13 protein-coding genes are annotated in these 14,194 nt (G+C 33.8%); 11 read left to right on the forward strand and 2 right to left on the reverse strand.

Translation table 11 applies throughout. The features are described 5' to 3' along the window. Nucleotides 1-52: 52 nt before the first annotated feature. Nucleotides 53-1,030 carry a YeiH family protein gene (locus ACSVH5_RS00205; protein WP_438059453.1) on the forward strand — a complete coding sequence of 326 codons (978 nt, stop codon included), beginning with the start codon at nucleotides 53-55 and terminating at the stop codon, nucleotides 1,028-1,030. Here ACSVH5_RS00205 and ACSVH5_RS00210 read toward each other — a convergent pair. Then, nucleotides 1,027-3,126, reverse strand: coding sequence for an LTA synthase family protein (locus ACSVH5_RS00210; RefSeq protein ID WP_438059454.1), 2,100 nt, complete (start codon nucleotides 3,124-3,126; stop codon nucleotides 1,027-1,029). The two genes, ACSVH5_RS00205 and ACSVH5_RS00210, sit on opposite strands and share 4 nt — an antisense overlap. Nucleotides 3,127-3,306: 180 nt before the next feature. On the opposite strand from ACSVH5_RS00210, the gene ACSVH5_RS00215 reads away from it, so the two are divergent. The 8 genes from ACSVH5_RS00215 (at nucleotide 3,307) to ACSVH5_RS00250 (ending at nucleotide 9,233) form a co-directional block, all read left to right on the forward strand. Beyond that, nucleotides 3,307-3,744: a thioredoxin family protein gene (locus ACSVH5_RS00215; protein ID WP_438059455.1), complete on the forward strand. Its 438-nt coding sequence runs from the start codon at nucleotides 3,307-3,309 to the stop codon at nucleotides 3,742-3,744. Then, nucleotides 3,741-4,721: an FAD:protein FMN transferase gene (locus ACSVH5_RS00220; protein ID WP_438059456.1), complete on the forward strand. Its 981-nt coding sequence runs from the start codon at nucleotides 3,741-3,743 to the stop codon at nucleotides 4,719-4,721. The genes ACSVH5_RS00215 and ACSVH5_RS00220 overlap by 4 nt, the downstream gene beginning before the upstream one ends. Then, nucleotides 4,721-4,930 (forward strand): DUF4266 domain-containing protein, encoded by a 210-nt coding sequence (locus ACSVH5_RS00225; RefSeq protein WP_438059457.1) that lies wholly within the window; start codon nucleotides 4,721-4,723, stop codon nucleotides 4,928-4,930. The genes ACSVH5_RS00220 and ACSVH5_RS00225 overlap by 1 nt, the downstream gene beginning before the upstream one ends. 36 nt (nucleotides 4,931-4,966) lie before the next feature. Continuing rightward, nucleotides 4,967-6,283 carry a DUF3570 domain-containing protein gene (locus tag ACSVH5_RS00230; protein WP_438059458.1) on the forward strand — a complete coding sequence of 439 codons (1,317 nt, stop codon included), beginning with the start codon at nucleotides 4,967-4,969 and terminating at the stop codon, nucleotides 6,281-6,283. 2 nt (nucleotides 6,284-6,285) lie between these two features. Then, nucleotides 6,286-6,948 (forward strand): response regulator transcription factor, encoded by a 663-nt coding sequence (locus ACSVH5_RS00235; RefSeq protein WP_438059459.1) that lies wholly within the window; start codon nucleotides 6,286-6,288, stop codon nucleotides 6,946-6,948. 12 nt (nucleotides 6,949-6,960) lie between these two features. Next, nucleotides 6,961-8,340, forward strand: a complete 1,380-nt coding sequence (locus tag ACSVH5_RS00240) for a sensor histidine kinase (protein WP_438059460.1) — start codon at nucleotides 6,961-6,963, stop codon at nucleotides 8,338-8,340. A 238-nt stretch (nucleotides 8,341-8,578) separates the two neighbouring features. Beyond that, nucleotides 8,579-8,728 (forward strand): hypothetical protein, encoded by a 150-nt coding sequence (locus tag ACSVH5_RS00245; RefSeq protein ID WP_438059461.1) that lies wholly within the window; start codon nucleotides 8,579-8,581, stop codon nucleotides 8,726-8,728. A gap of 25 nt (nucleotides 8,729-8,753) precedes the next feature. Then, nucleotides 8,754-9,233 carry a hypothetical protein gene (locus tag ACSVH5_RS00250; RefSeq protein ID WP_438059462.1) on the forward strand — a complete coding sequence of 160 codons (480 nt, stop codon included), beginning with the start codon at nucleotides 8,754-8,756 and terminating at the stop codon, nucleotides 9,231-9,233. Nucleotides 9,234-9,311: 78 nt separating this feature from the next. Here ACSVH5_RS00250 and ACSVH5_RS00255 read toward each other — a convergent pair whose 3' ends face one another. After that, nucleotides 9,312-11,012 carry a putative transporter gene (locus ACSVH5_RS00255; RefSeq protein ID WP_438059463.1) on the reverse strand — a complete coding sequence of 567 codons (1,701 nt, stop codon included), beginning with the start codon at nucleotides 11,010-11,012 and terminating at the stop codon, nucleotides 9,312-9,314. 295 nt (nucleotides 11,013-11,307) lie between these two features. Between ACSVH5_RS00255 and pckA the strand changes: the two genes are divergently transcribed. Both pckA and hisG read left to right on the forward strand, forming a co-directional pair. Continuing rightward, nucleotides 11,308-12,912: a phosphoenolpyruvate carboxykinase (ATP) gene (gene pckA, locus ACSVH5_RS00260; protein WP_438059464.1), complete on the forward strand. Its 1,605-nt coding sequence runs from the start codon at nucleotides 11,308-11,310 to the stop codon at nucleotides 12,910-12,912. 357 nt (nucleotides 12,913-13,269) lie between these two features. Further along, nucleotides 13,270-14,127, forward strand: coding sequence for an ATP phosphoribosyltransferase (gene hisG, locus ACSVH5_RS00265; RefSeq protein ID WP_024981796.1), 858 nt, complete (start codon nucleotides 13,270-13,272; stop codon nucleotides 14,125-14,127). Nucleotides 14,128-14,194 lie beyond the last annotated feature (67 nt).

The following is a 14,194-nucleotide window of genomic DNA, read 5'->3' on the forward strand; positions in this document are numbered from 1 at the left end:
TTTTTAAATGCATTCGTCAGACCTTTGTAGAGTTATTTTAAACTACTTTACGATGGATACTTCATCAAAACATAGTGCTGTTGCACCCACACACTTTTTAAATCTTTCTAGAACGAATCAACAAATTCTTTTTGTTCTACTCTTGATAGTTTGTCTTACTTTTTCTGCGTCACCACCCATTGCATTACTTCTGGGATTAATAATAGCAAATTTATCAGGACATCCTTTTTTACATTTAAATCATAAAGCAACTTCAATTTTACTGCAAATATCCGTAGTTGGATTAGGATTTGGTATGAATTTGCATAGCGCAATTGCAGCAGGAAAAGAAGGAATGCTTTTTACTATTGCTTCCATTTTTTCTACTTTGATTATTGGGATTATCTTAGGAAAATGGCTTGGAATTGACAAAAAGATAACGCATTTAATTTCTTGTGGTACAGCAATCTGCGGAGGAAGCGCCATCGCAACCATCGCGCCAGTAGTGGAATCTAAAGAAAATCAGACGTCAGTAGCTTTGGGAGTTATCTTTATTTTAAACTCGTTGGCTTTGTTTTTGTTTCCTGTTATTGGACATTGGTTACAATTGTCGCAAAACGAATTTGGATTATGGTGTGCCATTGCCATTCATGATACGAGCTCTGTTGTTGGTGCCGCAAATAAATTTGGCGCAGAAGCATTACAAGTGGCAACTACGGTAAAATTGGCTAGAGCGTTATGGATTATTCCCATCGCGATTGGTTCTTCTTATTTATTCAAAAATGGGAAAAAGAAAGTCACTATTCCGTATTTTATCTTCTTATTTATTTTGGCTTTGATAGTAAATACCTATGTTCCTGCCTTCACAACTGTAGCACCATTTTTAGTGTCTATTTCAAAAGTTGGTCTAACTGTTACTTTATTTTTAATTGGAGCTGGGCTTAATTTTTCAAGCCTAAAGCAAGTTGGAATACAACCTTTATTGTTGGGAATTCTACTTTGGGTTTTTATTGCTGGGATTGCTTTGCTGGCGATATTGAATTTAAGCTAATTTTCCTTTTGATATTGCTTGTTTTTTAAAATTTCAGAGGCGGTCTGATAATAAGTAATCGTTTCGTTACTATAATTTTGATTAAGATGACTTTCTGCGATTTCTTCGAAATCTGATTGGTATTCTGGTTGAATATTTTTGTTGTATTTCAATTTTAAATCAAACTGTTTTACTTTTTGCTTAGGCGAAAGAATGGTTAAAACGGAATCTTTAATTAAGCCTAAGTCTTGATAAGTTGCAATAAAAGCTCTTGGTTGATAAGAAGTTTTCAAAACATCTTGTCCATAAAATTTACTTTTATAATCAAAATGTAACAATCCAAAAACGGTAGGCATAATATCAATTTGAGACATTAATTTATTGAATTCACTTTTATCACTTCGATTTGGGTCATAAATAAAAGCTGGTATTCTGTATTTGTTTAACGGAAGTTCTATTTTTCCAGCACTCGAAGCGCAATGGTCAGCTACAATTACAAAGAGGGTATTTTTGAACCAAGACTGATGTTTAGCCATTTTGAAGAACTGTTTCAGTGCGTAATCTGTATATTTTACGCCACCTTCACGAGATTTCGCATCGCCAGGAATATCAATTTTGTTATTAGGATAAGTAAAGGGTCTGTGGTTACTTACTGTCATCCAATGGGAAAAGAAGGGTTTACCTGTTTTAGCATCAGCATTCATAGTTTGAATCGCTTTTTTGGCCATATCTTCATCACAAACGCCCCATACATTAGAGAAAGTAATTTCTTCTTTAGCAAATGATTTTTTATCAATTATAGTATAACCATTTCCTCCGAAAAACGATTCCATATTGTCAAAAAAAGCATCTCCACCGTATAAATAATTTACTTTATAGCCTTTCTTTTTGAAAACATACGCAGTAGTAAATTTATTCTTATTGTCTTTTCTTTTAACGACACTTTCTCCTGCAGTGGGAGGCAAACAAAGTGTTACAGCCGCAAGACCCCTTACAGTTCTATTTCCAACGGCATATAAATTGGTAAATTCTAAACTTTTATCGGCTAGGCTATCCAAAAAAGGGGTAATATTCTTTTCATTACCATAGCGTTTCATAAAATCTGCACTAAGACTTTCAATAGTAATTAGTACTACATTTTTCTTAACTTCGGAAGTGTCAGAAGTAATAGTTCTTATGGAATTTGTGCCTTTAGTTCCTGGTAATAATTCATGTAAATGGGAATATGCTTCATTTTTGGGCAAAGTTTTGTAGAATTTAAAATAATCCAATTCACTATTCATAAATGCCAAGTAGAATTTATAAATTCCGTTGGATTGTAATTCATTGGTGAAAATATTGGTCGAATTTTCTTTTTTAGCCAAAGCAGGAATAGCCCAAAAAGAAAAGGTAAACACACTCAAGAAAACTAAGGATAAATATATTTTTTCTTTGAAAGTAGGTAGTTCAATCAAGTAGCTTTTCGTTCTTCTAACAATAAAAAAAGTTATGATTCCAACCACAACGAATAAGGCTGAAAAAATTGGAATCACAGGATACGATTCCATGATGTTGCCAATTACTTCATTGGTATAAATCAAATAATTGACGGCGATAAAATTATATTTTACTCCAAATTCGTTCCAAAAAAAGTATTCACTAATACCATTTTGTAAGAGCAGTAAAACATACAAAAAGATTACAAAACGGTACATCCACAAGCGCAAACGCTCACGGTATTGCGGTAAAAATAAAAACAAACCAAAGAATACCGTCTTGATTCCGATAAAGGCAATTCCAATTTTGGGTAAAGCACCACCGTATTCATCCAAAATAGTATTTCCAAATGATACATAAGCCAATAAAGTCAGTTGTAGTCCAAATATAATATAGCCGCTTGGCTTGTTGTATTTTGAATTGGAAATAAAAATCAAATAAAGCCACAGAAAGCTATTGGCAATAATGAATACAAAAACATCAGAACAAAGTCCAAGTCCGTAAATCTTAATAATTTCTAGAAAAGAAAAAGAACTTTGAGTAATGGGGTGTACCATTAAGACCGTTCTCAAGACAAAACTAATTAGAAGATAAAATAAAGATAAGTAGTAAAATGGGGTAAGTTTTTTAAAAAGAGGCATTCTAGTTTTTTTGTCAAAATTACATTTGTCTTTTGGAAGCTGTTTTAAGATTCATTTAAGATTAACTTAAGATTTGCTTAAAGTCAATTAAAATTAAGATTCCCTTAAAATAAGAAACGACAAGTTGAGTTTTATATAATATAGAATACTTTTACTATACTAAATTTAATTGTTTTGAACATGAAATTAAAAGCCTTAATGCTATTGTTTTTTTTGACTGCCATTGGTTTTTCTCAAAACTGGAGAACCAACTTTGAAGAAGCAAAAGCCGAAGCGAATAAATTAGATAAAAATATCGTTTTGGTTTTTTCTGGGTCTGATTGGTGTGCTCCTTGTATGAAGTTGGATCAAGTAGTTTGGAAATCTGAAGCCTTCAAACAAGAAGCAGAAAAAAGTTGGGTCATTTATAAAGCCGATTTTCCAAAGAAGAAAGCCAATCAATTAGCTCCAGAACTAACTGTAGCTAATCAAAAATTAGCCGAAAAATACAATCGTGGGGGAAGTTTTCCTTTAGTGGTACTATTGGATAAAACTGGAAAAGTTTTAGGAATGACCGGTTTTAAAAATGTTCCCGCTAATGAATATATACAATTAATTCATTCGTTAGAGAAAAAATGAAAAACGTAACTCTTATATTCCTGTTGACATCCATTTTCGCTTTTGGGCAAGTGACCCACAAGCGAAAATTGTATATGCTGGGAAGCCCTTTTGAAATGACAGTCGTTGCTAAAGATACGATGCAAGCCAATGTTTATATTGATATGGCAGTTGCCGAAGTGAAACGCATTGAAAATCTAATTTCAGATTGGATTCCAACCACACAAATATCTCAAGTGAGTAAAAATGCTGGAATTCAACCCGTAAAAGTTGATAAAGAAGTCTATGATTTGGTAGAACGCGCAATAAAAGTATCGCAACTTACTTCGGGAGCTTTTGATATTTCTTATGCCTCTATGGATAAAATTTGGAAATTCGACGGAAGTATGAAGGCTATGCCAACTCCCGAAGCTATCAAACAATCGGTAGCTAGAATTGGGTATAAAAAAATTGTTTTGGATGCCAAAGCACAGACTATTTATTTGAAGGAAAAAGGAATGAAACTAGGTTTAGGCGGTATTGGTCAAGGCTATATTGCAGATAAAATCAAAGATTTATTGCTATCAAAAGGCTGTACCTCAGGAATTGTAAATGTATCGGGCGATATTAACGCTTGGGGCTATCAAACGACTGGAAAACCTTGGACGGTCGCCATCGTCAACCCTATGAATAAAAGCAAAGTATTCGCTACTTTCCCGCTAGAAAATAGTGCAGTAGAGACTTCGGGCAGTTACGAAAAATATGTGGTTTTTGATGGCAAACGTTATTCTCACATTATCGATCCTAGAACGGGTTACCCGGCTCAAGGAGTGGTGAGTGTTTCTGTTTTTGCTAAACAAACTGAAATTGCAGATGCTCTGGCTACAGGGATTTTTGTTTTGGGTGTAGACGTCGGTTTGGATTTAGTCAACCAACTAAAAGGTATTGGATGTATAATTGTTGACGATAAAGGAGAAATACATACCTCTAAAAATATTGATATTAAAAAGTTTAACTAATGAAAAAAATACTTTTTGCTAGTATACTAGTAGCCGCTTTACAATCTTGTACTACTGTAAAAGAATATGAAAAAGTGGCTATAAATGACCCTGATATGAAGCTTGCTGCAAGAGCATCAGAACGTTACGAAACCACTTTTCAGGTGTATAGAGAAGCTTCTGCAGGGGCTAATGGTGGAAAAACTGGTGGCGGTTGTGGATGCAACTAAAACCTTGAGATAATTTATTGAATTGAAAAAATGATAATGAAAAAAGGGCTAACCATTCTATTGTTGAGTATTATTTTCTTTGCCAATGGGCAAGAAAATGACTCAACCGTTGTTGGATTTAAGAAAAGGGTATTAGAAACCACCGAAGTTGATTTCTTGTTGAGTTATTATAAACAAGATGGAATACATTCGGCTGTTTCTGGAGGAAGTGGAACCGAAAATTTAACTGATGTTACGGCTGCTATTGTAGTAGCAATGCCCTTAAGCGATGATGAAGTACTCACAGCAGATGTGGGTATCTCTGCTTATTCTTCAGCTTCATCAAGTAACATTAATCCTTTTGATAGCAATACACCAAACCCTTGGCAATCTAGTTCGGGAGCATCGCAATCAGACCAATTGACCAGTTTGGCTCTATCGTATTCTGCAAGTTCTGATGATAGAAACACAATTTGGAATGCACACGTTTCTGCTTCGGTGGAGTATGATTATTCTTCTATTGGATTTGGTGGTGGAATTACCAAAGAATTTAATGATAATAATACAGAAGTAAGTCTTTCTGCTAGTGCGTATTTGGATACGTGGAAACCAATTTATCCGAAAGAATTAAAAGATTTCAAAAATAATGGGGATAACTTAAACGGCGGAATATTTGATTATTTTACCATTACTGGAAATACAGCTTATAATCCGAGTCAATTCGAATTTCATAAGGATAAGAAAAGAAATTCTTATTCTGTATCGTTAAGTTTGTCTCAAGTGATTACTAAAAAATTGCAAGCCTCGGTGTTTTTGGATGTCTTACAACAACAAGGTTTATTATCTACGCCGTATCAAAGGGTGTATTTCAAAGATGTGGCTGCTTCCTTTATCAATAATTTTCAATTGGCTAATGATATTGAACGCCTACCAGATTCACGATTCAAATTACCTATAGGAGCGAGGCTGCATTATTACATTAATGAACGTTTTGTACTGAGGACTTATTATCGATTCTATTCTGATAACTGGGGAATACAATCGCATACCGCTAGTATTGAATTGCCAATCAAACTAACGGATCGTTTTACAGTTTTTCCAATGTACCGCTATTACACACAAACCGCTTCAGATTATTTTGCACCAATCAATACGCATTTATCAACCGATCAATACTACACTTCTGATTATGATTTGTCTGCTTTTGATGCCAATCAATATGGATTTGGAGTCAATTATACCGATATTTTTACAAAAGCAAATATTTGGAAGTTCGGCTTGAAAAATATTGATTTCAGATACAATCATTACGATAGGAGTGATGGTTTGAAGGCTGATATTGCTTCTCTAGGATTTAAGTTTATAATGCAGTAACTATGAAAATTCTTATTGTAGAAGACGAAGTTGGAATTGCTGATTTTCTCAAGCAAGGTTTAGAAGAAGAGGGCTATTCAGTATTAGTAGCTTACGATGGCGAAGCTGGTTTGGCCTTGGCGTTGCAGCAAAAAGTAAACGTGATTTTACTAGATTGGATGCTCCCGAAAATGAACGGAATAGACATTTGTAAAGCCATTCGAATAGCCAATATTCAAACGCCTATTTTGTTTTTGACTGCTAGAGATACCGTACAAGAAACGATAGAAGGTTTGAAAGCAGGAGCAAATGATTACATCAAAAAGCCTTTTAGTTTTGATGAATTAATTGAACGAATTAAAATTCATTTTAGAAATACCGCTTCCAATGATATATTGGTTTTGGGCAACATCAGCATTGATCCGTCCAAACATCAAGTGCTGCTGGGCGATCAAGAAGTTAATCTTACGCAACGCGAATATGAATTATTAGTATATTTAATCAAAAACAAAGGAAAAGTTTGTACTCGAAATCAAATTATTGAGGACGTTTGGGATATTCATTTTGAATACGATACAGGAGTTATTGACGTTTTTATGAATGCCATCCGAAAAAAACTCAATCTCAACAAAGAAGAAGATCTCATTAAAACCATTCGTGGCGTTGGCTATATTGCTAATGATTAATTTCACAAAAATATGTTTTCATTTTCATACAAAGACAGAATTGCCTTTCACTATATTTTGAGTACAGGACTCTTGATTTCTGTGGTTTTCATTGCGATCTATCAAAGTATGAAATACAATGTGAATGCGCATATTAATGAAGATATTGAAACAGAAGTCCAAAAACATATTGAAGAAATTGAAATCGATCGCAACAATACCTACCTCATTCAAGTCGATCAGTGGAGAGCTAGAGAGCACAATACCGTAAATGTCAACCCAGTTTTTGTTCAATTTTTTGATAGTAATAATCAATTAATTGACAAATCTCCTAATTTGAAAGGGCTTCAGCTTAAGATGTATAAAAGCGCTTTTGACAACAAATTTATAGATACATATCTCAACAAAAAGCCCATTCGTCAGATTCAGGTGCCGTTGTATGATGGAAAAAAAATTGTTGGACATTTGTTTATCGCGATGTCTTTGGATGATGCTCAAATGATTTTAAACAATTTACGGTACACTCTTTCTGTTTCTTTTCCTTTAATACTCATTTTGCTGTTCCTGATTGCTCGATTGATTGCAGGCCGAAGCATAAAACCCGTTACTGCCATCACCGAAACGTCTAGTAACATTACAAAAGATAATTTAAAAGGACGCATCGTTTTACCCCAAAACAAAGACGAACTCTACACGCTTTCCAAAACAATCAATGATTTGCTGGATCGAATAGAAAATGCCGTAGAGCGAGAAAAACAATTTACTTCGGATGCTTCACACGAATTAAGAACGCCGCTAACGGTTTTGAAAGGTACTTTGGAAGTATTGATTCGAAAACCGAGAACACAAGCAGAATACGAAGAAAAAATTGCATTCAGCATCAATGAAGTCAATCGTGTAAATAACTTGGTGGATCAATTATTGTTATTGGCGCGTTTCGAAAATCAAAAACAACAATTAAAAATTGAAAAGGTGTATTTGAACGCATTGATTTTGGATACTTTGACGATGTATTCAGAAAAAATAAAATCAAAGAAAACAACCGTTGTTAGTCAATTTACTGCTGATTATTATATCGAATCCGATCATTATTTAGTCGCGATAATAATTGGAAATATTATCAGTAACGCCATCAAGTATTCTGGAGAAAATACTGTGGTCACAATTGATTTGAATAAAGACGAAAAAGGCACCCAATGCATCATTACCGACCAAGGAATTGGTATAGCCAAAGCCGATTTGGATAAAATTTACAACCCTTTTTATCGTTCTGATGCGACCAATCATCCTACTATAAAAGGTTCTGGATTAGGGCTTTCTATAGTGAAACGAATTGCAGAATTACTCCCAATGGATGTCGAAATTTTTAGTGAAACTGGTAAGGGAACTAAAGTAGTCTTAAGTTTTCGATAACCAAGGTGTAAGTTTTAAAAGTATTGCTACATATTTGATTAATTTAACATAAATCAAAAAGTGTTTTATATTTTAAAGATTCTTAATACCGTTATTCTTTTGTTTAAAAAGAGCATAATTTATACTTTGATTTAGATTGAATTGAGTATAATTTGTGAACTGGGGACTGATTATATAAGCATCAATTCATTCGCTTTTAAAAAAAAGTTAATCACGAATTGAGTATAACCTTTTTGTTTTGGTTACTAATAAAAATGGATACGCCTTCAAGAAATTAGCTGTATCTTTAGGAGAACAAAATGAGGATTTTAGTGAAATACTTCCAAATACTTCCATCAACGCTTCTACTAAAATTTTGACCAAAGGCGTTTTTGATTTAGCAGAATAAAAAATTTAACTTAAAAATAAAACTTATGAATGAAGCACATTTGCACCTAGTGGTGAACCATTTTCCTATTATCGGGACGATTTTAGGATTAGGAATTTTAGTAGTTGGGTTGTTGTTAAAAAACAATTCGGTCAAGAATACGGCATTTTTTCTGTTTATTGTAGCGGCTATTTTTGCTGCAGTGAGTATGGCAACCGGAGAAGGAGCAGAGGAATTGGTAGAAGACATGCCTGCTATTGGTCACGACATTATTCACGAACACGAAGAAATGGCGGAAAAATTAGCCATTGCTCTTTATGTATTAGCGGCTACTTCTTTATTTGGATTGTATTTGAATTACAAAAAATCGATAAAATCAATATTGGTAACGTATGTAACACTTGTTATTGCTATTGTAGCTGTAATTTTGGCACAGCAAACAGGAACATCAGGTGGGGAGATTCGTCATACAGAGATAAGATCCGTAGCCATTCCAGCTGATGTTCAAATGGAAGATAAGGATTAGTTATAGGATGTACTAACTAAAAAGGATGTCAAACCAATGACATCCTTTTTTATTGTAATTGAAACAATCAAAATACGATTAACTCGCAAAGAGTAATATTAGTAACTGAGCAACCAAAATTCGACTTATTGTAACCAAAGGATAAACGGTTGCATAGGATTGATTTGGGATATCAGAATCTAAGTATTTATTGCTAAAAGTCAAAGCTGCAGGATCGGTATAGGAACCACTCATTATTCCTACCATTTGATAAAAATTAAGCTTGAACACAAAACGACTAACAAGGACTAATATTGTCAATGGAATAAATGTGATAAAACAGCCGTAGTAAATCCACATCCAACCATTATTGGCTACAAAATTTTCATAAAAACCGTGTCCAGCTTTAATTCCAACTGCTGCAAAGAACATACAAATTCCAAGATCTTTCATAAAGTGTATGGCTCCATTGTTGATATAAGAATGAATCACTCCAACACCGCCATATCTACTGATGAACAAGGCTGCTAATAGTGGGCCAGCCGCCAAACCTAATTTTAAAGGAACAGGAAGGGACGGAATCATTATTGGAATAGAGCCAATGATTAACCCAAAAATTAAACCTCCAAACAATGATAAAAAATCAGGTTCTAATAAAATTTTCTTAGAGTTTCCTATGATTTTTTCGGCTTCCTGAATAGCTTCTTTGTTTCCAACAACCATCAAAGTATCTCCATAAAACAACTCCAATGAGGGTTGTGCCAAAATTTCTAGTCCAGAACGAATTACACGAGTAACTTTTACATCAAATTGATTGTATAAATCCAACTCTGCCAATGTTTTATGAACAGCTGTTTTGTGGGTCACACTAAGAATTTTCGTAGTCACATCTTCTTCAGATTCAATGAATAAATCTGTAGAAATTTTACCAACAATTTCAATAAAATGGTTAATGTCTTTTTGTTTGGCTACTACCATCAAAACATCTTTTGCATTTATTACAGAATCTAAAGATGGAGCATAAACAACTTTTGAACCGCTTTGTTTTTGTCTCGAAATGATAACATTGTTAATGTGGAACTCTTTGAATACTTGTTTGAAAGTCTTACCAATCACCTCCGTTTTGGTAACCCTGCATTTTTGACGAACAATAGCATTCTCATGTTCTTTGTTCTTCTTTTTGAATAAAAGCACCTCTTTTTCAGGATCAATTTTCAAAACATTTTTGGCAATAATAATAAGAAGAATTATTCCGAAAACGCCAATAGGGTAGGTAATAGCATAAGCAATTGTGGGATCAGCAAAATAATCCGCTGAGAGATTCAATTGATTTTGAATTTCAATCAAAGTGGATTTGGCAGCTCCTAATCCTGGCGTATTGGTTACAGAACCTGACATTAAACCTACCGCATTTTCAATTTTTAAATTGGCCATAATATAAATGAGATAAGTAATGATTCCTCCAAGAAAAACTGTTCCAACACCTAGGGCATTAAATACCAAACCTTCTTTTTTAAAGGAAGAAAAGAAAGTAGGGCCTACTTGTATCCCTATTCCATAAACAAATAAAATCAAACCAAACTCCCTTACAAACTGAATCAAATCTGTTTGCATTCTGTACCCTAAGTGGCCTAAATAAAGTCCAACAAACATAACAGCAGATACTCCAAGAGAAATTTTGCCTATTTTAAGTTTTCCTGCAAAAAATCCTATACTTATAGTTAGAAATAAAACTATTAACGACTGTGTCATCTCAGGCTCCTCGGTAGGAGAAAACAATATTCCAAACCATTCAAACATACTACCTTAATTTAGTTTTAAAAGAAGTGTAAAGAAATCAATTTTGTAGATTTTTTTTTATGATAAAAGTCAGGATATGAGGGTTTTTTAAAATAAATTCCTAAATTTGTTACTCAATCGTTTTCGTTGTAAAGTCCTAGCAACCAGTAGTGAAATTGAAAACGTTTTCGTTGATTTTTATTCTGTTTCTATGATAAATATCAGTTTTTTCAACGGAAATCAGTAGTAAATTTGAATGTCAAAAAGTAATAGATTTTTAAAATAAATTAGTTCAAAATCAATAAAAAGCAATACAATGAAAAATATTAAGCTCATTCAAGAACTACATAATTTAGGTATAACAGGATATCACGAAGTTGTTCATAATCCAACGTATGAGGAATTGTACAAAGCAGAAGTTTCTTCCAAACGCAAAGGGTATGAAAAAGGTGCTACAACTTCTACAGGTGCTGTAGCAGTAAAAACAGGTATTTTTACAGGGCGTTCCCCAAAAGACCGTTACATTGTACTGGATGATGTAACAAGAGATACTATTTATTGGGATGATAAAGTGAATTTTCCCACCTCTAAATTAATGTATGACGAATGCAAAGAATTGGTTTTAACACAGTTATCCTCTTCGCCTAAATTATATGTGGTTGATGCTTTTTGCGGCACTAATGCTGATACCCGTTTAAAAGTTCGTTTCGTAATGGAAGTAGCTTGGCAGGCCCACTTTGTAACCAACATGTTTATTAGACCTTCTATATATGAATTACAGAATTTTGGTGAACCCGATTTTATCGTAATGAACGGTTCAAAAACAACCAACCCTAATTGGAAAAAACAAGGCTTGAATTCAGAAAACTTTGTCATGTTTAATTTGACAGAAAGAATTCAAATCATAGGAGGAACATGGTATGGTGGAGAAATGAAAAAAGGGATGTTTGCCATGATGAATTATTATTTACCCTTAAAAGGTATGGCCTCGATGCACTGTTCTGCCAACGTAGGAGAGGATGGAGATGTAGCCGTGTTTTTCGGATTATCTGGCACTGGGAAAACCACCTTATCTGCAGATCCAAAACGTTACTTGATTGGGGATGACGAACACGGTTGGGATGATAATGGAGTATTCAACTACGAAGGTGGGTGCTATGCCAAAGTAATTGACTTGAGTGAAAACAACGAGCCAGACATCTGGAGAGCAATTAAACGCGATGCATTGCTTGAAAATGTAATAGTGGATGAATATGGTGACATTGATTATCATGACCGTAGTATAACCGAAAATTCAAGGGTTTCTTATCCAATTTATCATATCAACAAAATAGTTTTACCTTCCAAAGCAGGACATGCTAAAAAAATAATATACTTATCAGCAGATGCTTTCGGTGTATTGCCTCCAGTTTCTATCCTAAATGAGGATCAAGCTCAGTATCATTTCCTTTGTGGATATACTTCTAAATTAGCTGGTACTGAAAGAGGCATTACAGAGCCTGAACCTTCATTTTCTCCAGCTTTTGGTGAAGCTTTCTTAACATTACACCCAACAATGTACTCTAAAACATTGATCGGAAAAATGAAAGAACATGGAGCTAAAGCTTATTTAGTAAACACTGGATGGAATGGTACAGGAAAAAGAATATCTCTTAAAAATACTAGAGCCATTATCGATGCTATCATTAGTGGAGAAATTGATAAAGCTAAAACAACTACCATTCCGTACTTAAACTTAACTATTCCGTTGAGTTTGCCTAATGTAACAGAAGGTATATTGGATCCAAGAGATACCTATGAAAATAAAAAAGAATGGGAAACCAAAGCAAAAGATTTGTCTTCTAGATATATTAAAAACTTCGAACAATATACAGACACTGAAGAAGGAAAACGCTTGGTAGCTGCTGGTCCGCAACTTTAATTCAAGTATTTAAGTACTGTAGTTACATTTTTTTTAACACTCGCTATTTTTGTTATTCTGCACTAAATAGCGAGTGTTTGATTTGTAAAACATTATGATTTAACAATTCCACAATACAATGTTTGAAAAAAATAACTTTAAACCAAAATATTTCTTTATATTTGCACAGTTATAAAACAAATTCAATGTTAACGATACAATTACATCATCATCATTTACATTATTGCTCTCAAGCGATGTGTTAATGGTATGATTGTAAATCATCATATTATAAAACCCGTTTGAGTACATCAAACGGGTTTTTTTTATACCTTCCTAGTTGTACTCAAATTTTATCAACCTAAACAAAAAACTAAAATGAGCACACTAAAAATTGCTATCCAAAAATCAGGACGATTAAACGAAGATAGTATCCAAATTCTAAAAGATGCCGGAATATCAATAGACAATGGTATCGATCAATTAAAAGCCGAAGCCTCTAATTTTCCTCTTGAAGTATTGTATTTGAGAAATTCTGATATTCCTCAATATCTTATCGATGGTGTAGTAGATATTGCTATCGTAGGCGATAATTTGTTAGTCGAAAAAGGAAAAAATATTGAAGTAATTCAAAAATTAGGTTTTTCGAAATGCAAAGTTTCTGTAGCTGTTCCTAAATCCTTCAATTATACTTCCGTAAAAGATTTGGAAGGCATGCGAATCGCCACTTCTTACCCGAATACGGTAATTAATTTTTTTAATTCCAAAGGCGTTACGGTTGATATTCACCAAATTTCAGGATCGGTAGAAATCGCCCCAAACATTGGTTTAGCCGACGCAATCGTAGATATTGTTTCAAGTGGTAGTACGTTGTTCAAAAACAATTTGAAAGAAGTAGAAGTGATTTTCAAAAGTGAAGCGGTTTTAGCCGTTTCTCCCAAAGTAAGTAAGGAATCTCAGAAGATCATCGACACCTTGAAATTCAGAATTGAATCGGTGTTGAGAGCCAGGAGATCCAAATATATTTTGATGAATATTCCCAATGATAAAATCGATGCTGTGGGCAAAATTCTTCCTGTATTGAGAAGTTTGACTGTATTGCCATTGGCTCAAGAAGGATGGAGTAGTGTACACTCGGTTATTGATAAAGACACCTTTTGGGAAGTCATCGATCAATTAAAAGAAGTTGGCGCCGAAGGAATTTTGGTTTGCCCAATTGAGAAAATGGTGCTATAAAATTTTAAATTTCAATACTGAAAAACCAAATTCCAAATTTAGCGATTGGAATTTGGAATTTTAAAAA

This window comes from Flavobacterium sp. RSSA_27 (genome assembly GCF_051547125.1).
In the GTDB taxonomy this organism is placed as follows: domain Bacteria; phylum Bacteroidota; class Bacteroidia; order Flavobacteriales; family Flavobacteriaceae; genus Flavobacterium.